General features: G+C 60.8%; 15 protein-coding genes and 3 pseudogenes. 13 read left to right on the plus strand and 5 right to left on the minus strand.

Annotation, left to right across the window (positions count from 1 at the left end; translation table 11 throughout):
* Positions 1 to 249, minus strand: a pseudogene (locus BSG17_RS23490) (hypothetical protein); the annotation flags it as partial.
* Between the two features lie 173 nt (positions 250 to 422).
* Positions 423 to 1,127: a site-specific integrase gene (locus BSG17_RS28815; protein WP_089827819.1), complete on the minus strand. Its 705-nt coding sequence runs from the start codon at positions 1,125 to 1,127 to the stop codon at positions 423 to 425.
* Positions 1,128 to 2,343: 1,216 nt separating this feature from the next.
* Between BSG17_RS28815 and chrA the strand changes: the two genes are divergently transcribed.
* The gene (chrA, locus tag BSG17_RS23500) at positions 2,344 to 3,693 is read left to right on the plus strand and encodes a chromate efflux transporter (protein WP_089827820.1); all 1,350 of its coding nucleotides are present in this window, start codon (positions 2,344 to 2,346) and stop codon (positions 3,691 to 3,693) included.
* A 181-nt stretch (positions 3,694 to 3,874) separates the two neighbouring features.
* On the opposite strand, the gene BSG17_RS23505 is transcribed toward chrA, so the two are convergent.
* The 3 genes from BSG17_RS23505 to BSG17_RS23515 all read right to left on the minus strand — a co-directional run bounded on the left by BSG17_RS23505 (position 3,875) and on the right by BSG17_RS23515 (position 7,207).
* On the minus strand, positions 3,875 to 4,321 hold the full coding sequence (locus tag BSG17_RS23505; protein WP_089827821.1) for a helix-turn-helix domain-containing protein: 447 nt from the start codon (positions 4,319 to 4,321) through the stop codon (positions 3,875 to 3,877).
* A gap of 1,921 nt (positions 4,322 to 6,242) precedes the next feature.
* Positions 6,243 to 6,521 carry a PadR family transcriptional regulator gene (locus BSG17_RS23510; RefSeq protein ID WP_089827822.1) on the minus strand — a complete coding sequence of 93 codons (279 nt, stop codon included), beginning with the start codon at positions 6,519 to 6,521 and terminating at the stop codon, positions 6,243 to 6,245.
* A 371-nt stretch (positions 6,522 to 6,892) separates the two neighbouring features.
* A complete protein-coding gene (locus BSG17_RS23515) occupies positions 6,893 to 7,207 on the minus strand; it encodes a hypothetical protein (RefSeq protein ID WP_089827823.1) in 315 nt (104 codons plus the stop codon).
* Positions 7,208 to 8,029: 822 nt separating this feature from the next.
* Here BSG17_RS23515 and BSG17_RS28105 point away from each other — a divergent pair.
* From BSG17_RS28105 to BSG17_RS23575, 12 genes and pseudogenes are all read left to right on the plus strand, one after another.
* A pseudogene (locus BSG17_RS28105) lies at positions 8,030 to 8,110 on the plus strand (VapC toxin family PIN domain ribonuclease); the annotation flags it as partial.
* 203 nt (positions 8,111 to 8,313) lie between these two features.
* Complete coding sequence (locus tag BSG17_RS23525) at positions 8,314 to 8,931, plus strand: Pvc16 family protein (RefSeq protein ID WP_089827824.1); 618 nt, start codon at positions 8,314 to 8,316, stop codon at positions 8,929 to 8,931.
* Between the two features lie 28 nt (positions 8,932 to 8,959).
* Complete coding sequence (locus BSG17_RS23530) at positions 8,960 to 9,721, plus strand: hypothetical protein (RefSeq protein ID WP_089827825.1); 762 nt, start codon at positions 8,960 to 8,962, stop codon at positions 9,719 to 9,721.
* A 145-nt stretch (positions 9,722 to 9,866) separates the two neighbouring features.
* On the plus strand, positions 9,867 to 12,812 hold the full coding sequence (locus BSG17_RS27680) for a choice-of-anchor D domain-containing protein (protein WP_211609313.1): 2,946 nt from the start codon (positions 9,867 to 9,869) through the stop codon (positions 12,810 to 12,812).
* A gap of 12 nt (positions 12,813 to 12,824) precedes the next feature.
* Complete coding sequence (locus tag BSG17_RS23545; protein ID WP_089827826.1) at positions 12,825 to 13,268, plus strand: phage tail protein; 444 nt, start codon at positions 12,825 to 12,827, stop codon at positions 13,266 to 13,268.
* A 6-nt stretch (positions 13,269 to 13,274) separates the two neighbouring features.
* Positions 13,275 to 13,853 carry a phage tail assembly protein gene (locus BSG17_RS23550; RefSeq protein WP_211609314.1) on the plus strand — a complete coding sequence of 193 codons (579 nt, stop codon included), beginning with the start codon at positions 13,275 to 13,277 and terminating at the stop codon, positions 13,851 to 13,853.
* Positions 13,850 to 14,062 (plus strand): DUF6760 family protein, encoded by a 213-nt coding sequence (locus tag BSG17_RS23555; protein WP_089827827.1) that lies wholly within the window; start codon positions 13,850 to 13,852, stop codon positions 14,060 to 14,062. The genes BSG17_RS23550 and BSG17_RS23555 overlap by 4 nt, the downstream gene beginning before the upstream one ends.
* The gene (locus BSG17_RS23560) at positions 14,059 to 14,535 is read left to right on the plus strand and encodes a phage tail protein (RefSeq protein ID WP_089827828.1); all 477 of its coding nucleotides are present in this window, start codon (positions 14,059 to 14,061) and stop codon (positions 14,533 to 14,535) included. The genes BSG17_RS23555 and BSG17_RS23560 overlap by 4 nt, the downstream gene beginning before the upstream one ends.
* 6 nt (positions 14,536 to 14,541) lie before the next feature.
* On the plus strand, positions 14,542 to 16,806 hold the full coding sequence (locus BSG17_RS23565; protein ID WP_089827829.1) for an AAA family ATPase: 2,265 nt from the start codon (positions 14,542 to 14,544) through the stop codon (positions 16,804 to 16,806).
* A gap of 152 nt (positions 16,807 to 16,958) precedes the next feature.
* Positions 16,959 to 17,498: pseudogene (locus BSG17_RS28820) on the plus strand (eCIS core domain-containing protein); the annotation flags it as partial.
* 777 nt (positions 17,499 to 18,275) lie between these two features.
* On the plus strand, positions 18,276 to 20,351 hold the full coding sequence (locus BSG17_RS28110; RefSeq protein ID WP_244531695.1) for a hypothetical protein: 2,076 nt from the start codon (positions 18,276 to 18,278) through the stop codon (positions 20,349 to 20,351).
* Positions 20,341 to 20,823: an SMI1/KNR4 family protein gene (locus BSG17_RS23575; protein ID WP_089827831.1), complete on the plus strand. Its 483-nt coding sequence runs from the start codon at positions 20,341 to 20,343 to the stop codon at positions 20,821 to 20,823. The genes BSG17_RS28110 and BSG17_RS23575 overlap by 11 nt, the downstream gene beginning before the upstream one ends.
* The last annotated feature ends 515 nt before the right edge of the window (positions 20,824 to 21,338 follow it).

A 21,338-nucleotide genomic window follows, 5' to 3' on the forward strand; every position in this document is an offset into this window, starting at 1 on the left:
GAATATCGTAGGCGTGGTTCTGTTCTTGGATTCGACTTTCTTCTCGGCCAGCCATTCTGGCAGTTGAAGGAGACATTCCTCGGGGTCGAGGAGCCCTAACAACTGCCATAGTTTTCGAGTCTGCTGTTCGTTGAGAAGTCCCCGTTTCCGGGCTTCGTCGAGCGAGACATTGTAGTCGGCGAGGGTCCCTGAATGCCACTCACGGGCGAACGAGTCGTAATCGGCGTATTCGGTAATCAGGTCAGCCACTCTGTCAAAAGAGAGGGTGCAAACACCTTAAGATCTCCCACCGATCTTGACAGCTGTTCTGATCAGCAACTGCGAAATAATCAGAGTCGCCGTGCTGAATATACCCTCTGTCTGTTGCACGACGGTTCTGACAGTATTCGGTGAGGTTTCTGCGAGCGCATTGAACCCAGCAGCTACCGATGGTGCACCTGTCGAAGGGCATCAGCGGTAGCTGTTCCTGAAATCCGGATGTATTTTTGAGCGGTGGCGAGATCACTCCATCCCATCAGCGCCTGGAGTGGGACTGGTGCAACTCCCTTGTAGGCGTGATAACTGGCAGCGGTTGCTCTCAAACAGTGTGGATACACGCGACCGTTGAGATTGGCCTGATTCGCTGCTTCTTGAACGCGTCTGTTGATGGTCAAGCGTGAGTGGGAGAACGAATCGTACCGGTTCGTGAACCGCTCAATACAAAGTTCAAGACGCAGAGACAGGTCAAATGGTATCGCTCTTGCAGACGCGATCGTCTTCGGGTGCCAGCGAACTTCCAACGCCTCTTCTTCGGTGAGCTCGTCGTTGCGTGTAGCTTCTTGGATTGATTGTCGACGGCAGTACCCACAGGCACATGGCTCGTACTGTGGAATTCGAATAAGCATCCGATCCCAGTCGAGCCAAGTCGTGTCGAAGTGAGCGATTTCTCCGGCCCTCAATCCGAGTCGACCGGCGATAAGACAGATGAACCGCGCTTGGAATGCTCGAGGGCTGGGCAGTTCGGAGCACGCTTCTAAGAGCAACTCAAACTCACGGTCGGTCAGCACATCTTCGTGGGTGTGTCGAGCCGTCAGTGCTTTTCGATGCCGCTTCGCCCACGCGTTCCTCTCGGAATGATGCGGTGTCATCACAGTTCGATAGGTCCCGAATCCCGAGAATATGTCTGTAAGTAGAGAGAATCAGCGTGCAACACTTAGAGGGTGTATTTACCAACAGAGAGGATTTCGGTTCACAGGATCCAATGTGGATTTATCAGCAGAATATAGTGTCATAGGAATTATTGCATTTTTTGAAATATCATCTTCGAAATGGCATATTCGCCAATATTGTACACTTGGTGGCGTGGTGAAAAGATGTTATGCTCTCAGCGGTGGAAGTACATTTGTCCCACGGAGCAAAGGCCCTTCGGGGACAAAGAACTATGAGAAGAGACACATCTTAAGACAAGCCAAACTGGTCACGTCGGGAAATGCTTCGAAAAGGTACGATTGTAGCGGGAGGGCTTACCATCGGTTCGGGAATCGGTGGGAGTGCTGCGGCTGCAACTACAGGGAAGACTACCGGGGGCGTCACGGTCTCAGACGCAAACAAAGACATAAAACTGTCGTTTACCGCCCATGGAAGTGACCATCCGAAGGGGATAGGTGGTCAATGGACTGCGCGGTTTCAAGGTTCCCAAGACGAGCGTAATAAAGGGACCATTGATTGCTACACCCAGAACGGGAACCTTGCGGCATTCTCTGGTCCGGTTACACAAGGCAATGGAGCACGCTTCATAATTTATGTCAAAGATAACTCCGGTACGGGTCAGCCCGATAAAATTGAATTTGATAGGTCTAGTAACGAGGATAACTTCCTGCAATGTCCTACCATGACTAATCCATCAAGAACCGTGATAGGTGGAAACCTAACAGTCCACGACTAAGATTAGAGGCTAACAACGAGCGTCCCCTATTCGGATGGGGGTCTCTCTTTTCTTTATTTAGAACAGGCCTCCCTCACAGATTGTTCGAACGAGAAGCGCCTGTATCGACCACTTGTGATACCTTTCGAGACTATACTCAACGTACTTGACTTGCACGGCAAGGGTGCGAACTACCGCAAGATCGGCACCTCGGTAAGCGGGGCACCGACGTTTTCTATCGGGAGCTATTTCCACCCTACTCATAGTGATTAGCTGAAGTCTTCGTACTCTTCAACGTCTCAAGATTCCTACCTGCTGAAATCTGCGTGCTGAATACAGCGCGCATATCTTGCAGAGAAATTGCGACCGTTGTATATTCGGATTCCTGACGAGTGAATGTTATGTGATACCCACGAGAGGGGTGGAACAACAAGTCAGCAATGGCAGAACCAACAGAGGGTGAGGCCGTTAAATCATACGGTGGCGAGCCATCTGAAGCCAAACTCGCCGAGATAGCTCGATACTTTCTCTACATCGGCATCGTTGGGTTCGGGGGACCACTCGTCCACATCGCGATGATGGAGGACGACCTTGTCGGTGGGGACGGGTGGACCGACCAGCGGACCTTCATGGAGGGATTGGCCATCTGCAATACCCTCCCGGGGCCTGCCTCGACGCAACTCGGGATCTTCATGGGGTGGGTCCGGGGTGGCACACTCGGCGCGCTCGTCGCGGGTGGGGCGTTCATGCTCCCAACGTTCGCCCTCGTCGTGACGTTCTCCTGGCTGTACTTTGTCTACCAGACGGTCCCATCCGTCGAGGCCTTCTTCTACGGAATCAATCCGGTCGTCATCGGTCTCATCGTCGGTGCGGCGTGGTCGATGGGACGTTCGGCACTCGCAGAGGGCCGGAACGATATTGAGTTTGAACTCGGCTCAGAAGCCTGGACGATTGACTTCCTCCTTCTCGTGCTGCTCGTCGCCACCATCGTCGTCACGGTGGTTTTGAATCCAAACCCCGTGCTGTCATTCATCGTCGCCGGGCTTATGGCGGTGGCAATCTATCGGATGGCCTGGGTCCGGGAGAACCGGAAGCGCGTTGGCTGGTGGAGTGCCATCGGAGCGATCGCCAGCACTGTCTATCTGTTCCGTGACCGGCTCGAATCAATCCTGGGGCCATATCTTCGGACGGCAGTCGAGAGCTCGCCGATATGGGGCCTATTGGTGGCCCTCTGGGCGAACACTTGGGTGAAGCTCTTTCTGTTCATGATCTACACGGGGTCGTTCATCTACGGTGGCGGGCTCGTCCTGATCCCGTTCATCGAGAAGTACGTCGTCAACGAGTTCGCGTGGATGACCGCTCGCGAGTTCGTCGACGGCGTGGCCATCGGCCAGCTCTCGCCCGGCCCTGTGGTGATGACGACCGCGTTCGTGGGCTACAAGCTCCTGTTGGATGCGAGCGGTGGGGTCATCTGGATAGCCGTCATCGGCGCACTCGTTGCCACCATCGGAGCGTTCGGACCGTCTTTCGTGTTCATTTTGGGCTTCTTCCCGTACTTCGCTCAGGTCCGTGACAACGAGATTGTTCAGACCGCGTTGATGGGGGTGAACGCGGCGGTCGTCGGCGCCATCCTTGGCGCGACCGTCACATTGGCTCAGGAGTCCTTCGTCGACCCGCTCACGGTTATCCTTGCCGGCGCGACCTTCGTGCTCTTCCGCCGGGGAATCGACGCGGTATACCTCATCATCGGCGGCGGGGCTGTCGGGATTGGAGCGTTCTTTTTCCTGTAATTCACTCTACCCAACGGTAGCGAAACCAAACAGTTTCAGCTTCTTCGACCGATTCCCGTCCACTCATCGTCACTTTCAGGCATCTATGTAGTGCAAGATGCGTTCTCTGTCTGTGTCACGCCGCCTCTGACAATATCCGGAGAAAAGACAAGCGCACTGTCCGGATTCTTTTGTTACATCTCTACGCGTCGTCGCGAAGACTGAGGTAGGCGTCTTTGACGTGCACACCCTGGTCTTCGAGGGCGGCGACGAGGGCTTTGACTTCGTCGCGACGGAGTTCGTTTTCCCGCTCTAACTCGTCAACCCGGTCTCGAAGCTGTGTGACGTCCTCGGCGGATGGGATTGCATCAACATGTTCGTCGAGGACCTCACGCCCGGCGTCGGTAAGTCGATAGACCGCTCCCGGCGGGCCGCGCGTTCCCCGATCCGCCTCACCGCTCTGTTCGATCAGGCCCTGATCACGCAGTGGGCGGAACACATAGGTCCGTGATCCCTCGGCAATCTCGGCGGCGGACATGATGTCGTGGACGGGTGCCTCCCCACCGAGATAGGCGATTGCTTCGAGGGCTGATCGCCGGACACCTGTCACAGTCTCGATACTGGATTCGTCGTCGTTTGTGTCGCTCATTGTGGGGTCCTTCGCACTGAATCAGTATAGGCCTTAATGCATTAGTAACCGGTTTCATCGAAACCGCCGACACAATAAGGCGGGGTACGAGGTGAACGCTGGCCAGATGGGGTGTCGAACAAGCGGTGCTGTGTAGGTGGGTGTCGACGACGAACGTCTCTGGAAGTTGATACAGTCGAGACAGGGGTGTCAGGCGAGCGCTCGAGAGGGGATGTCGACCACTAGCGACAGGCGAGATGCGGATGAGTGCACCCTCGCGGCGACGCCAACCTGACGACGACACACATCGCGAATGAGGGAGGCAACGCCAGGACCTGACCGCACGCGGAGGCCTGCTGCTGTCGGCGACGACCGTCGCCGCAGGAGACCAACATTGGTGGGCCGACCCGCACTCGATCTCACTGCACCCAACAGCACAAACAGTTGTGCCCACCGCTCGGCGACGAGTAGATGACGCTGGCGAGGTCACCGAACACACAGACGAAGTCACTGGTTCCAGAGTGTCCACACTCCGTGTCCGTCCGGAGGCGACACCACTACTCGGTGCGTCGGACTGCAACTGCAAGGAACGGTCACAGCTGGCCACTACACGTAACCGCGTGAGGGACGAAGCTGAGAATGCATTCTACCCACCCCGCAATCATAACCCCGCAGCGGGGAGAATGCAGATGGCATTCCGGTTTTCGCAACGCCCTCTGGCCAAGGGCGTTTTCACCCGAGGCGAGTGCGTGCGGAGTCTCAACTATTGGGTTCTCCCTGGGGACTCTCTCACGTCGTGACTAGCGCACGCCACTGTCGCGGTGGGAGATGGGTCTGCTTTCTTCTTCGCGTCGCTGGTTTCACTAGCCGTGTTGCAGACCGTCTCTCACTCGATCAGGGACTAGTATCTAGTGCACTGAGCAAACCGGGTCTTGCGTGTCTGCCTGCCAGCAAGTGTGTCGAGTGCGACGTCGATGGTACTGTCGGCGACTGCGAACTGGATCTAAAACGGATGGCGAACCGCTCGTGGCGACGACGAGGGCCGAACTGACAAGACAAAAGCGCACCCAACGGCTGCGACACAGTGGACTCAACCGGACGACCGCGAGTCCAGCCACGTGGTGTGTGCCACACGGCGGGCCCATCTCGGTGCTCGCGTCGCAGCCCTCTCGAGTACGACATCCGGTCTCTGCAACCGGCGACTACTGACAGCGCCCAGGGCGGGGTTGGGATACCGTCGCCGCGTGACAGACCCACGAGCGGCGACGCCGTCGACACCCGTACGTTTGGCGCCGTGGGGATTTCCCTCTTGGAGGCGACAGGGTTGACACCCGACCGTTGCGACGACCGTGGACACCCCATTGTGAGCGGTGGTGACTGGCCATTCAGTCTATCTGGAAACGACTTATCGACAGCGAATCGTCTGTGTAGAGATATCGACGCTGTGGTAGAGGGCGACTCGAAAACACCGACTGCGACACTACCCCCTACCCGGATGTGAGACGTCGCACGTGCAGCGGCACCATCTCCAATCCCGATCCGCAGTCCTCACAGTCAGATGCCTCTTGCAGCGTGCAGCAGTGGCTCTTCTGCGATGATCGACGGGACTGAACTGGCCATCAGGACACAGGACTGCGTTTCTGAAACCACTCAGAAAGTCGTGTAGGATTTCCTGAGAGTGACATTATTAAACATATTCAAAATGCTTATCACCGTGTCTGGTAAACAAAAAGCTAAGAAAATTTCAATGGATTCACATGACTCATCGGCAGCTACTGCCCAGGGTATCACAGAGGAGGACCGTGAGCGCATCCAAGCCTCTCTTGCAGAGCCCACTCATCGCCGCACGCCGCATATGCTCTGTCCATCAGAGGAATAATCGGGTGCACAGAAGCGAACCGGGGTGCGAGCATCTGCTTTTCACCACACCGCCAACCGAGTGTTAGGCTGGCAGTTCTCGCGCTTGCATCCACTCCACGTACTCTTGGATGGTCGACGACCCGTTTTCAGTGACCTGGTAGTAGTTTGTCCGGCGGTCCCGCTGGCCTTTCTCGAGTAAACCCTGCTCAACCAGGGTATCGAGATTCGGATACAGCCGCCCGTCTTTCACTTCGGTCCCCATCTCATCTTCGAATTGGCCTTTGAGCTGCTGTCCCGATGGGTTCTCCAGGCCACTTGCCACCACGAGCAAGTCTCGCTGGAACCCACTCAACGCAAACATTCCGTTCATCCCTATTGCCTCTCTGTATCGATTGTCTTCTGTGCATTTGTGTATTTCTATTCCGAACAATCTTATAATATAAATAAATTCTGTATGTGTGGAGTGGCTGAACTACCAATCGCCTAGACACACTCTCAATCCGTCCAATCGTGTTGTCCCATCTTCGCGACGGCCAGGGAGGCGTCTGTGATATGTCCGCTTTGGTCTTCGAGTATGGCGACGTCCATCAGATGTGCAATAGATCTCCCCACTCGTCGACGACAGGGCCGACACTCGACCTGCGCGACGACCGGGACACCCGAATGAACGTCGTCGCTTTCGTGCAGTTAGCTGGCGCACGGACGCACGTCGTGTGCGCTCGCTGCGGGTGCTTACGCGAGCAGTACCTCGAGCTCCTTGAGCGCTGCCGAGTCATATGCACGAATATCGTAGCGGTTGGCGCTGGAGCGCTCCGTGTAGATGCCGATGATCGCGAAGTCGACTAAGAGGGCAACCAAGCGGCCGAAGGTGTGGGGTGGGATCGGTGGGTCTTCGAGTTGGTCGTACAGTTGCCGACTCGTTGGATACGGGCGTGTGGCGTCGTTGAGGGCCGTCCGGAGCAGGGGGAGATGTCGTCGGAACGTTCCGTAGTGTTGGGGGGAGCGGGCTTCGAGGGCTTCGAGCTGGGTGGGGAGTGACGCGGACATATCAGTTTAGTACTAGCTAGTGGTTAGTGTTGATACATGTTGGGGTGGGAATTGGCTGGTGGGCGTGCGTCGGCGTCGGTGAGTAGCTAGAAGCGGGAAGGAGTTTCCCACCCGTTTGCCCTCGTCTTCGACGTTCGGTTGCACTCGGGGCCACCGCGATTTGTTCGTCATCGATGCGGGCGGGGACCGCAAGTCGGTGGGACGCCAATTACGGATTGCCCGCCTCGTCGTCGGGGGCTTGTCACCATCGCTGCACTCGTGGAAATCTGGACGTCACTTTGCTTTGGGTGGCACTCTTTCGAGTAGTCGACGTTGTTGTTGCCTGTGTAGTGCACCGTCGTCGTGTGGGCGTCTCGAACGCGGTCGATAATCCTGCATTTCTGTCGGCGAGGCTTTTGTTGAGATACTCAGTGAGCGGCAGGCTACTGAACTATGATAATATAATGCATTAGATTAACCTAGCCCTTGAGGTGCGAAGTGCAAGATTCAGCTGTACTGACTCTATAAGTTATATCCAACAGGACAGATGCGCTTGCACGTCCGGGTCCTCCGTTCGCGACAACGCTTGTGAGAGATGCATCTCTAGCTCTTCGCGCGCGCTCATGCGTGGGCCTCCGCGCTCAATCCTTCTTCGTAGATTCTTCCTCCTCACTCTTTTCGTCCGTCAAAACCTCTAGTCCGTAACATTCGGATTCTTCAGTACGGAACGGGTTAACATCGATTCTTGGATCGATTGCCTCAGTGCGGCCCGTTGGGTCGCTCAGGACGACCAGTTCATAGGAGGTCCCGTCCGAGGTCATACGATCGTTCCCGCAAGTATAGATGCCACGTGAGTTTGTCGATACGACGGTTCTCTTCGCAGCGGCGTACCGTCGCGACGGTGCGCACGACGACGCTCGTCCAACTTCGGACGTGTCACCTCGATTCGGATCTACCAGTATTGAAGAATGTTGAACAACGCCTAAGAGTTAGCGCGTCGACAGAGTGATGGAGAGACGATGACCCGCGACAGAGACGACAAGACTGTCGTCGACACCAGGGGTGACAGGCTCGGCGGGGGTAAGTGGGGAGAGAGACGTCAGCGGCCGACGCGAGGGCAGTAGCCCGTGTCCGTTTCGGACCACTCGGTCATCGAGCGCGTGAGCAGGGCGCTGGTGATCCTTCTGACCGACGGGCTCCAGGAGATCAGTATCGACGAAACCGCCGGGATAAACGTCGAGCTGCTCTCGCCCGCCGACCTCCCGGCACCCAACGCCCACCTCACCGTCTACCTGTACCGGATCACACGGAACGGCGACGTGTCGAACCGCAGTGCGTATGTCGAACCGGACGGCACACGGAGACAGCCACCGCTCGCACTGGACCTGTCGTACCTCCTGACGGTCCCGCCCACCAGTACTGAGCCCGACAGCGACGACACGTACGAACAGCACCGCGTCCTGGGGCAAGCGATACGGGTACTGCAGGACAACCCCGTTCTCAGCGGCGTTCAGGTCGGCGAGGACGTCCGGATCACGATGCACACGGAGGCGATGGACGAGGTACTGGACGTATGGAACACGTTCGCGGACACGCCGTATCAGCCGTCGGTCTCCTACCTCGTCTCGCCGGTGCTCGTCGCTCCGGCGCGGAACGACCCGACGACGCCAGTCACCGACTGGTACGTCGAGGAGTACGTCCGAGCGGGAGCGGACGACGCCGACGCTGAGGGGTCTGACCCATGACTCGGCAGCGACTGGTGAGGTGCTGGCGATGACGGACTACCGGACCCCCGGTGGCCACATCGACGAGCGCACGTTCGTCGTTCGAGGGACGGCACCGAGTGCCAACCCCTCCCCCCGACAGTGGCGATGGCGGAAGCTCGACACCGGACGCGAGCGCCGTGCCTCGCTCTCGCTCGTCGTTCGAGTCGTCGACGCTTTCACCGGCCGTCCACCGCAGTGGCCGCTCGACGTATCAGTCGACGGCATAGACGTGACACCAGTGAGCGGTCGCCGGGGCCACTACCTGTTTCTCGACGTCGACCTGCCGAGTAGTCCGATCACCGTCGGCGTCACCGGCGGGCCGTGGTACGACGACACTAGCGAGCAGGTCGAGTGGGTGACTACCGATAGCCCGACGCCGCCGGTGATAAACCCTCGACAGCGTCCCGTCGTCCTCGAGATGATGCCTTCAACGACGTATCCGTTCCCCGCGGCGACGACACTCGTCCGTGGCACCGTCCGAGACGAGCGCGGCGGGGCCGACAGAGCCGTTCCGGACGCAGCGGTCGCGGTCGACGGCGTCGACCGCCGGGCGAGAACCACCGACATCGGCGAGTTCGTGCTGTTCTTCCAGCCGTCGCCCGAGGGCACCGTTTCCGTCGTCCGTGAGGGCGGAGAGTGGGTGACGAAGGTCGGCAACCAGGACCCGACACTCGTGGCGACCGATGGCTCGACGACAGTCGAATCGACAGTCCGGGTCGAAACGGGGCGGACCACACGGACGGTGCTCACGTTCGTCGACCCACCCTGAGCCCCTGCGGCGCCGGTCTGTCACCCCGTCCTCGAGTATGTTTGCGAAACTTGACAGTTCTATAATATTATAACTAATCTGGGAAATGGTTATCTACCATTACGTGGTACCTACTGTCATGCACCGGTGTGGACGGTGGGCGTAGATGGCGGAGTACCTCTCTCCGGGCGTGTACGTCGAGGAGATCGAGATGGGACCGAAACCCATCGAGGGTGTGAGCACGAGTACGGTCGGATTCCTGGGACAGACGGAACGGGGGCAGGTCGCCCCACGGTTACTTACGAGCCCGGCCGACTACGAGCGCTTCTACGGCGGATTCAAACTGTACGCCGCTGGAGAACGCCTCGCTTCGACGTATCTCGGATACGCGGTCAAGGGCTTCTTCGACAACGGGGGGAAGCGCTGTTTCGTCGGTCGCATCGAGGCCGAGAGGGAAACGGCGACGGGCACTCTCCAGGGGAGCGAGGTCGGTGGAGCGGAGCCGCGTGTCGACTTCGGGTCAGTCCGTATCGGGACACGTGCGTCGGAGACGCTCACGCTCACCAACGAACTGGACGTACCGATCCGAATCGACGGGGGGAACATCGGCCGCCCGCCCACCGGCAACGTCTTCCACGTCGGTGTGCCGACCGTGACAGAGGTCGAACCGGGTGAGGCGACGAGTATCGAGGTGACGTACCAGCCGACCGATGGCTCTCGGTCGACCCACACGCTCACTGTCCCCTACGGCGGCCTGGAGGCGACGACGACACGGACGTTCGAGGTCGAACTCGTCGGGCAGGGGGCGGGAAACGTCGGGAGCGACGCCTTACACGTCGATTTCGAGGCCGCAGTCGCCGCTGGAGACCCTCTGACCCGGCGCGTCGCGTTGCGAAACCTCTCGACGGAGGTGGTCGACTTCGGCACGATACCGACGCCGACCGACGGTGGCAGTGACGTCAACGCGTTCTCCGCCACGGTCGACCCGGAAAGTCTCGGCCCGGAGGGCCGGACGACACTGCTTGTCGAGTTCGCCCCGGGACCGACTGATCTCGGTCCCCTGACTGCCACGCTCACCGTTCCCTACGAGGTCGGTGGTGCGCCGGAGGACCTCACTATCAAACTGTCCGGAGAGGCGGCCTCGGCGCTCGTCGCCTCCGAACCGGCCCTCGACTTCGGACGGGTCGACACCACGGGAACCGCGACGCCGCCGCAGTCGCTCGTCCTCAGGAACCGGTCGAACGTCGACGTCGACGTCGATGGAGCCAGTATCGAAGCCGTCGACCCGAATGATGCCACCGCTTCTGTTTCTCAGTTCACCGACACGGGGGACACGTTGACAGATACCCTCACGGAGGGAGACGAGTCGACACTCGACGTGCAGTTCACAGCGGGCGACGACTCACGCGTCGAGGCGATCCTCGTGATTCCCTATTCGGTCGGCGGAACTCCTGCGCAGCCGTTGCGGGTGCCGCTCGTCGGACAGGGACCGACCGACCTGGCCCCCGAGGTACTCCGCATCGATATGGGTGAGGTCCCGTACGGGACGACTGCGAGAGAAGAGGTCTCCGTCACCAATCGCAGCGGTGGGGGCGATTCGGCTGTCTTCGACGCGTTGAACGCGACCGTCACCGGAACGGGCGGGGCCGACATCGACGGCTTCGGCGTCACGGTCACCCCCGCAGAGGCTGCCGACGGCGACCCGACACTCGTCACCGTGACGCTCGACACGACGACGATGGACCCGACGCTGAACACCGTCGAGGCGACACTCACCATCCCCTACAGCATCGGTGGTGGCACGCCGGAGCAACTGACGCTCCCGGTGCGTGCCGATATCGTCGACCGCCTCGACGCGGCCACGAGTGTTGCCGTCGCGTCGGTGACCGCCGTCGGCCCCGGAGTGTGGGGGCGGAACGTCGCCATCAGCGTCGGGGCGGGGACGCAGTACTCGCCAACGAACCCCGTGTTCCGGCTGCGGGTCCGATACTGGGCCCGCGACGACGACGCGGCGCTCGCCCGTGACCACGGGCCGTTCAACACGGGGAGAGAGAGTCCCGTCCCAGAGCCCGACATCGACGACTCGTACGACAACCTCTCGGTGTCGGAGTCGTCGCAGACGTACTTCGTCGAGACGGTCAACCGGGCGTCGACCGTCGTGAGACTCGCTCGCGAGGGCACCGCCATGCCGACCGGGTGGGACGTCGAACCGTTCTGGCTCGACGGCACGTTCAGGCGACCGGCACCGGAGATCGGTCTCGACGACTACGAGGGGAACGACAGAGCCGGCGAGCGGACGGGGCTCAACGCGTTCGTCGAGCTGGACGAGATCTCGCTCGTCTGTGCGCCAGACGAGAACGAGGTCGTTGGGTTGACCGACGCGCTGGTGACACATTGCGAGACGCTCGGTGACCGGTTCGCTATCTTGCAGGCGTCCGAGGACAACGACGGGGCAGGCACCCTGGCACCCCCTCTCGACAGCTCGTACGGAGCGTTCTACTACCCGTGGGTAGACGTCCAGAACCCCGAGACGAACGTGATCACCCGGGTCCCACCCGGGGGCCACGTCGCCGGCGTCTACGCCCGGACCGACGTCGAGCGGGGCGTCCACAAGGCACCCGCCAACGAGCGGCTCCGACGGGTGGACAAACTGCAGTTCACCGTCACGAAAGGCGAACAGGACATGCTCAACCCCCGGGGGGTCAACGTCGTCCGGAGCTTCCGTGACCGCGGTATCCGCGTGTGGGGGGCGCGGACGATGTCGTCCGACCCGAGCTGGAAGTACGTGAACGTGCGCCGACTGTTCCTCTTCCTCGAAGAGTCCATCGACCAGGGGACCCAGTGGGTGGTGTTCGAGCCGAACAACGAGGCGCTCTGGGCGCGAGTGCGACAGACCCTCGAGAACTTCCTCACGACGGTCTGGCGGTCCGGTGCGCTCATGGGGTCGTCGCCCGAGGAGGCGTTCTTCGTGCGGTGTGACCGCTCGACGATGACCCAGAACGACATCGACAACGGCCGGCTCATCGCCGTCATCGGCGTGGCCCCGACCAAGCCGGCGGAGTTCGTCGTGTTCAGAATCGGCCAGTGGACGGCAGACGCGAGTGGGGCCTGAGAGGTACCAGATATGCCAGACAGACACGGACCATACCGGAGCTACCGATTCAGACTAGAGGTCAACGGGACGGATATCACGTTCAGCCAGGCGACCATCCCCGAGACGACGAGCGAGCCGATCGAGTACCGCGAAGGCAACGAAGGCCCGACGATGCGCAAGCTCGCCGGCCTGGTCTCGTACGGCAACCTCACCCTCCAGAAGGGCGTCACTGACGGGTCGCTCGACGAACTGTTCACGTGGCGGAAACAGGTCGAAGACGGCAACCTCACCGACGCCCGACGCACCATCGCGGTCGTCCTCCTGGACGAGGAGGGCAACGACGCCACCCGATGGGAGTTCACCAACGCCTGGCCGACGCAGTACGACGCCCCCGACCTGGATGCGTCCGCCAACGAGGTGGCCGTCGAGTCGCTCGAGATCGTCCACGAAGGGATGACACGGAAGGAGCCCTGATCGCAGATGCCTGACCTGCTCCAGACCGAGTTCCAGTTCACCTTACCGAGGGGGTTCGACGACGACGGAACGCTCCACCGTGAGGGGACGATGCGACTGGCCACGGCGGCAGACGAACTCGACCCGCTCTGTGACTCGCGCGTCCAGCGCAACCCTCCGTATCTGACGGTGCTGTTGCTCGCCCGCGTCGTCACGAAGCTGGGGACGCTCCCCGAGGTGACCCCGGAGGTGGTCGAGAAGCTGTTCGTCGCCGACATCGCGCACCTCCAGGAACTGTACGAGCGAGTGAACGACCGCGGTTCGGACACCGTCGACGCGACCTGTCCCGACTGTGGCGAGCAGTTCGAAGTGTCGGTTCGCGGAGACGGGACGACGACGGAGAGTGCGCCCCACGCGGGAAATCCATTGACCGACACGGTCGACCCCTGGACGGACGACGGTCACGGGGGAGCGAACGCAGGGCCGAATTCGGCGTCGGAGTCGAAGGCGGGATCGGAGTCGAACGCCAACCGGGAGTCGGACGCCACCGCGCTCGCCACCCTGCGCGAGGAGCTGCCGGAGTCGGAGGTCCCGTCGTGGGAGTGACGGCACGGTATCCACCCGATCGCCTCTACGAGGAGGTGGCGTTCGTGGCCTACCACTTCGGGTGGAGCCGTGAGGAGGTGCTGAACATGCCACACTGGGAGCGACGGCGCTGGTGTGCAGAGATCAGCCGCATCAATGAGCGGATGAACGCCACGGCAATCGAGGCGACGGGTGAGACGAGGATCCGCTCGCTGGAGGAGCTTCGATGACGAACGGGCGGGAGACGGATCCGTACCTCTCGTTTCGGTTCGTCGTCCTCGTCGGCCCGAAAGAGGTCGCAGGGTTCTCGGAGGTGTCGGGGCTCACCATGGAAGTCGAGACCGAAGAGTACCAGGAGGGTGGGCTCAACTCACACACCCACAGACTGCCGACCCGGGTCACACAGTCGACGGTCACACTCCGTCACGGCCTGGGCAACTCGCCGCTCCTCTACGCCTGGACACACCCCAGCAAGTACGGGAAGTTCCTCCGCCTTCCCGTCGAGATTCTCATGCACGACCACGCGGGCAATCCCACCTGGGGCTGGGCGCTCAGTGACGCGTTCCCCGTGCAGTGGAGTGGACCGGAACTCCAGGCCGACGGGAACACGGTCGCGATGGAGTCACTCGAACTCGCTCACGAGGGGCTGACCAAGATACCAGGGCTCCCACCCGAATCGGAAGGGATCGGGGGGCTCATCTGATCGGCGATGCGCGAGTCGAAACCGTGGGCCGACGACGTCGACTTGGCTGACCGAGCCACCGGTCCGTACCCCGACAGCCTCGCACATCTCCTCGATCGATTACGCTATCTCGACGCACTGATCCGGTGCCGTCTAGACGCGTGGTGGAGCGAGACAGGGACGGTCGACGAGTACCGCGGGCTGTACGTCTCCGACGAGACTGTCGCGCGACTGGTCGACGAGGGGAGACCGACGGGAGCGTCGCCCACTCAAGCCGGGGAGACGCTGCGGGCCGCTGCCGACCGACGTGCGCACGAGATCGCGACTCGAGAGGTCGAAACCCGGACGGCTGGCGGTGAACTCCGTCTCCTTCGCGTGAAAGAGCTGTTCGGTCTTGACGCCACGTCGGTCGACGCGCTGCTCGTCGCGCTCGCCCCGTCGGTCTCCTCCGACTACGAGACGCTCTACTCGTATCTCCAGGACGACGTGACGCGGAAGCGCCCGACCGTCGACCTGACGGTCGAACTGCTCAGTGCCGTCGACGCGGGGACGAGAGAACGACTCGCGGTCCGCCGAGCGTTCGCCCGGAGTGCCCCGCTTGTGCGCGATGCGCTCGTGTCGCTCCCCGGGGAGCGCGAGGGAGTTCCGCTCCCGTCCCGTCCGGTGGTCGTCGCGGAACGCCTCGTCGACTACCTCCTCGGCGGCGACGACATCGACCCGCTCCTGGCCGACGTCGCATCGCTCGAGCACGAGGTGGACGCGGGTGCGACTCGCCTTCGATGGCTCGACGAGCGGGCCCGTCGGCGTGTCGAGTGGGTCTGTGCCGCCGACGTGCCGGCCACCGTCTCCCTCCACGGCCCGCCCGGTGCAGGTGTGCGGGCGGTCGCCACGGCGATCAGTCACGCACAGGGAGTGGCGCTGTTGACGGTCGACGCCACGCGGGTCGTCACCCACTTGACCGACACCGACAGCGGTCTCTCGCGCGTGCTCGACGCCGTCAGGCGTGAGGCGCTCCTGTCGGACGCGTCGGTGCTCATCACCGACGTCGACGCCTGCTCGGAGACTGCACGGCGTGCCGTGGTCGACCGCCTCGACGACCTGCCGCGGACGGTCCTCCTCGCCGGGAGCGAGGCCTGGCGACCGCCACGACCCCCCGAGAACCACGCGTTCGTCGCCGTCGAACTCGGGATCCCTCCGTATCAGACGCGTCGAGACGTCTGGCGGGAGTTACTCGACGGCCGGGCGTCGGCCGTCGACGTCGACGGACTAGCCTCGACGTTCCGGTTCACACCCGGACGTATCGCCGACGCCATCGCGACCGCAGAGAGCGTGGCGGTCGAGTTTGCGGCCGAAGACGACGATGACGACGGAGACGGCGAGGACGACGAGGACGGCGCAAATGGGGAGACGGGGGTCCTCTCCGACGCCACGCTGTATCACGCCTGCCGAGAACTCTCTGGGCAGCGCCTGGAAACGCTCTCCACTCCCGTCGTCTCGACGTTCGGCTGGGACGACATCGTCCTGCCGGCGGCGACGAAGGCGGTGTTGCGCGAACTCGCGGCACGCATCGGGCACCGCGGCCGGGTGTACACCGAGTGGGGGTTCGCCGAGAAGTACACGCTCGGCAACGGCCTGCTCGCGCTCTTCACCGGTCCCTCGGGCACGGGCAAGACGATGGCGGCCGAGATACTCGCCACCGACGCCGGGGTCGACCTGTACAAGATCGACCTGTCACGGGTCGTCAGCAAGTACATCGGTGAGACGGAGAAAAACCTCGCGGCGGTCTTCGACGAGGCCGAGACCACCGACGCCATCCTGCTGTTCGACGAGGCCGACGCGCTGTTCGGCACGCGGACCGAGGTCCGCGACTCACACGACCGCTACGCGAACATCGAGGTGGACTACCTGCTCCAGCGCATCGAGGCCCACGACGGCACCGTCATCCTGACGACGAACCTCGAACGGAACGTCGACGACGCGTTCTTGCGGCGTATCCACGTGAGCCTCGAGTTCCCCCGGCCGGACCGCACGCTGCGCCGCGAACTCTGGGAACGAGTGTTCCCGACGGCGACGCCGGTCGGCGACCTCGACTACGAGTTCCTCTCGACGTTTGAGATTCCCGGCGGCAACATCCGGAACGCGGCGTTGACCGCGGCGTTTCTGGCGGCCGAAGAGGGTGAACGCGTCGAGATGAGTCACGTCGTGCGAGCGATGCGACGGGAGTTCCAGAAGACTGGCCGCCTCGTCGGCCCTGATGCGTTCGGGACCTACTTCGAGGAGAGCAAGGGATGAATTCCGGAGTCTAACCCAACGGAGAACCTCTTGAAAAATTCGAAACCGAAACTGGCGGCAGACACACCCCATCACGACACAGTCGAACCACTCCATCACCTCGGTCTGGATATGCTTGCGAGCGAGATACAAACACACAGACGGGCCGGCCAATGAAGTCTCGAGAGACTGGCTCGGACAATCAGGAGACAAGAAAATCGGCAGACTCATCGGAGTCTCGTCGGGCTCCGAGCCTCTCGCCCACGGGAGTCGCTAGATCAGCCCGACATCACGAAGTCCAGTCGAGAGACGCACTGACTTCGGCTTTAGGCACTTCCCCTGTTTGGTGGCCGACGAACCACGAAGCGCTCAGAACGAGTCACGAACACAGAAATCATGGAGCTACCGGGCGCTCACTGCTCACGGGAGGGGAAACACCGTCACCCGAGTCACCAGGAGGGACGCCGACACCAGTACTCGGTCCCGGTGGTCAACCGCTCCCTCGACAGATCCGTCGGTGGTTCGAGCCACGGTTCGGAACTGACCTATCCAGTGTTCGGATTCACACAGACTCACAGACGGATCGAACCGCACGAGCCATCGACGCTCACGCGTTCACCGTCGGGCAGGGTATCGGGTTCAGGCAGGGGTCGTATCGCCCCGGCTCGGGTCGCAGTCTGGGATTGCTTGCCCACGAGTTGGCTCACACCGTACAGAACCGCGGAGTCGCTGACCACCGTGGAACGGCTGGGTATCGAGTTACTCGCCCGACCGAACCGCTCGAACGAGCCGCCGACACAGCGGCCAGCGTCGTTGCACAGGGGGGCGTTGTCGACACTGCCGTATTAGCTCGGACCGCTCGAACAGGAGTTATCGCTCGACAGGACGTATCCAGCCACTCGATCACGTTCGACGAGGGGCAACCGACAGAGGCGACGATATCGGTTCCGACGGGAGATGTCGAAGACGACCGTATCGAACAGTCACCGAGTCCGTTTGAAGAACAACCGATCGTGATCATCTCCAGATCGCCCGGCTTCCAGACGATCAAAGTGCGTTCGGATCGACACGTCGTCACCTCCGAACTGGCTCGTGCCGTCATCTGGGGACGGTTGCTCTTCGGAACACGCACGTCCGCGATTATCCAGGGGCCGCTGCTTGACCCACCAGAAGAACAACGGTACTACGTCGTCGGAACCGGATCAGGCCACGGATACGTGAATCTCCAGTTACCACAGGCGTCTGCTGTTTCTGCGAGGACGCAACCACCATCCGAGCAATCGACACAATCAGAGTCAGAACCTGCGTCGGCTGAATCAGAACTCGAAATACAGGGACGTCGGGTCGTACCGTTCGCAGGCGACATGACGTGGAACCTGCAACTCCGCGACGCACAGTCAAGACCGTACCTACTTCGTGCACTGGTAACGCCTGGTGGTGACACCATCTTCCCGCAGAACGTTCGAATCGTAGATCTGTTCATACGACAGTTGGGTCTCACACCCGAAGGTAGAGGAGTAGTTCCAACCGAGACCGCTCGCCGGTTCGTCTTCGACGAGATCGATCGGCTCGTCGGAGCTGGGGAGACCCAGCGCGCTTCTGAACTCCTGGCTGAACTGGGTGCGTTCGCTTTCCGGCTCCTCCCCTTCGAGCGCAAGGCCCGTTACATCCGGGTCCTCGTCGACGCCTGGACGTATCAGCCACAGGAACGAGCAATTGTAGAAATCCTTACCGCTGCCGAGAGTCGCTCCGAACTGGAGGCGATCGTCCAGTTGCTCCGTGATGGTGGGATTTTCGACAGCATGTTCGACGATCTCGATTCGGAACTGTGGAACCTGCTCATTTCGGTTGGGAGTCGGTTCGCCGACCCGGGTGGTATCAGCGGGACCGAACTGCTCGACATCGCACTCTCGCTCGGCTTCCAGCTGCTTCCAGGTCACGTAGACGATCCACTCGAGGAAGCTGAGGAGGCGTGGTATGGGCTAGTCAGGTGGGCGGTCGGTACACTGGAAGGTGTGTGGTCTCTTCTCACAGAGGCGGATAAAATCGTCGACGGGCTCCATCAGCTGGCGATGCTCATCAAGATGATGGCGCTCGCTGTGTGGGGCGACGCTCGAGCGCAGACGTATCTGAGCACCATCGGGGAACAACTCGCAAGTAGCACAGTCTCGGGGTTGAAAGGTGCGATACTCCTCGGGGTCACAGAGGACGTTATCCGTCGTGTCAAATGGGCGATTATCTGGGAAGCCGCGTCCTGGTTCGTCGGGGTTGGGGAAGTGAAAGCCCTTCTCACCGGGGGTCGGGCAGCAGGCAGAAGCGCCGTTCCACTCGCTCGAATCAGCGGGTCGCTCATGGGGTTCGGTGGTATCGAGAACGCAACAGCCATCGCACAGAAGTTCCAGCGACTGGCTCGACTGATGAGTCGGGCGAGTCGGGCCTCCCCGACAGATACGCTTCGCTACCTCTCGTACCTCCCGGACGACGAACTGGTGCGTCTCGGTCGGGCACTGGACTCAGTCAACATGCGGAGCATCCGGCGGCTAGCGGACATCGGAGGTGACACGTCTGACGTCGTCCAGAGCGCACTCGAACGGGTTCGAGTACTCCGCGCGCTGGAACGAACTGCCGGGACGTTGACCGATGACTTGGTTGCCGGGCTCTCCCGACTCATGCGGCATCCGGAGGCCAACGCAGAGCGGCTTACCAACTTGATGCGTCTCATCGATAGACAGGATACCGACTTGTACATGCTCGTCGTTCGAAATATCTCGGACGTGGCAATTGAAGGTGGGCTCATGCGCCAGCGAACGTTCGCGTTCTTCGAACGACTCGCCCAGCGACCTCGGGTTCTCGGATTCATTCACAATCACGGGTACGAGACATTCAGTCTACTACTCCGGCGATCTAACTACCGATACACCCGGTTCACGCGGTACTTGGACGCCATCGAGAGTATTCTTCGGGGCGAGGGTGCTGTCGTTCAACGGTCATTCCTCGACGAACTCCGCGACGAAAGTTCGAGGGCCTGGAGGCAAGTCGAACGACACACCAGACAGCTGCGTGAGGTGACCACAGGAGGGGTGTTACGACAGGTTGGTGACCGTTACGTTTACAGACGCAGACGAGACGGAGCAGAGATTTGGGAGTACGAAGTCGGTCCTTATCACCGAATGGTTGGGCAGGACCCCGGCCACAGAGGAACAGCCTCGGTGTTTCAGGCACACCACGCTGTTCAGGGCGCGTGGGCAAGAGCACGAATCCCCGGATACAACCACAATAACGCGCCGACGATCCTCCTTCGAGATAGCTACCGTGGCTCCCCACACCAGATCATCACCGGCCGACAGCGTGCACGGCAAGCGGGCCTACAGAATCGGAGTTTCTCGGACGAACTTCGGAACGTCGAATTAGACCTGATCGAGGCCGAGGTTCCACCACGGTTCCGAGACGAGATCCTTAATCAGGTTGAGGACCATTTCGGCGATCTGTATCGTGAACTGCAACAGAGGCTCCTTGCCTCGCAACTGCGAGATATTTTTGGAGACTGGACTCCAGATGGCAGTTGAGATGGGGACTCCGAACTTCATTCAACGGCTGGAGGCTCTAGAAGGCGACCAGTGGGTTCGCGAGCCTCCAGCGCCCTCGGAAGAAATCGATACTGCCGAGGAAGCGCTAGGATGTACGTTTCCATCTGACTATCGTGAGCTGCTCCGACGCTCTCGGAGTGGCGTAGTGTACGGCCCGAATACGTCTCTCGTTTATGAACCGGTCAACCGATTGGTTGAACTCAACCAGGGCTGGAGGTTCACAGACGATCTCTCAGATCCATTGGTGTTCGGAAGCGACGAAGGGGGTTGTCTGTATTTTTTCGACCCACAAGACCACCTTGGAAACGGGCCAGATGCGGTGTACTACGTCGAGATGAACGTCTTCGACAGAGATTCGTCGGTCCTCATCGGTGAGAGCCTCTCCGACGTGGTATCTCGAGTGTTGGATGGAGCGAATTTCTTGGATTACTTTTACTCGACTGAGGGATAGCTCGACTAGCACCGACGACGGTATCACCCCTGTTATCGAGCGGTCAGCCACACCTGGTAGATGTCTGCATAGGTGCAGGACGTTTCAGCATCCCTCACCGAGTGGGATCCACAAACATTACTCTCGCCAGGAGTATCTCGTATAATGTAAATAAGATATAATATACTCGCGAACAACATCTCCCCTGACGAGTAGTCACCGATACTACTCCTCAGCAGACCAAAAAGAGACCAGAGGATCTAGTAGTGCCAACGCCGTTCATCGAGCGAGACGACCACCAGCCCCCGTTCGTGCGACCCCTCGGAGTCGTGCGTCCGGTGCGCCGACGCGGTGCGGTGGCTGGGGCCGACGGATCGTTCACCACGATCAGGCCGTTTGTCGGTCGAATTTCCGACTGGTTCGGTCGGCGGCGGCACCCACAGCTTTCGTATCTGACACTCCAGCCGTTCGTGACGCGCGTGTTCGTCGACCGGACGCGAGTAGTGAAACGGCCCCACTCTCGACACGCCCGGCCG

The organism is Halogranum amylolyticum (assembly GCF_900110465.1).
Classification (GTDB): domain Archaea; phylum Halobacteriota; class Halobacteria; order Halobacteriales; family Haloferacaceae; genus Halogranum; species Halogranum amylolyticum.